The organism is Paraburkholderia sp. SIMBA_054, from assembly GCF_046534875.1.
In the GTDB taxonomy this organism is placed as follows: Bacteria; Pseudomonadota; Gammaproteobacteria; order Burkholderiales; family Burkholderiaceae; genus Paraburkholderia; species Paraburkholderia hospita.
Window position 1 is genome coordinate 1 of sequence record NZ_JAWRXV010000668.1, and the last position, 276, is coordinate 276.

General features: G+C 43.8%; 1 protein-coding gene. It reads right to left on the bottom strand.

Going from position 1 to position 276, the window contains the following annotated elements; all coding sequences use genetic code 11:
- Window positions 1-153: 153 nt before the first annotated feature.
- Window positions 154-276, bottom strand: a 123-nt coding sequence (locus SB822_RS56770) for a fasciclin domain-containing protein (protein ID WP_410859063.1), incomplete at its 5' end; no start/stop codon positions are given.

The following is a 276-nucleotide window of genomic DNA, read 5'->3' on the forward strand; positions in this document are numbered from 1 at the left end:
ATTTGGTCTGGTACCACATTGCCGTTTTTGCCTGCATTGCACAGGATAACGCGGCACCCGACAGTTGCGAGTACAGTTAAATTCAAAAAAGACCAAGAGGACATGCCGACCACATATATATGTAAATCGGCATGTCTCAATGTTACGCGTTGATTACATCTTTGGCAGCAAGACCTTATCAATTACATGAATAACGCCATTTGACTGCTTCACATCAGCAATGGTTACGTTCGCAACATTGCCATTCTCGTCGGTTAACGTAATCTTATCGCCGCT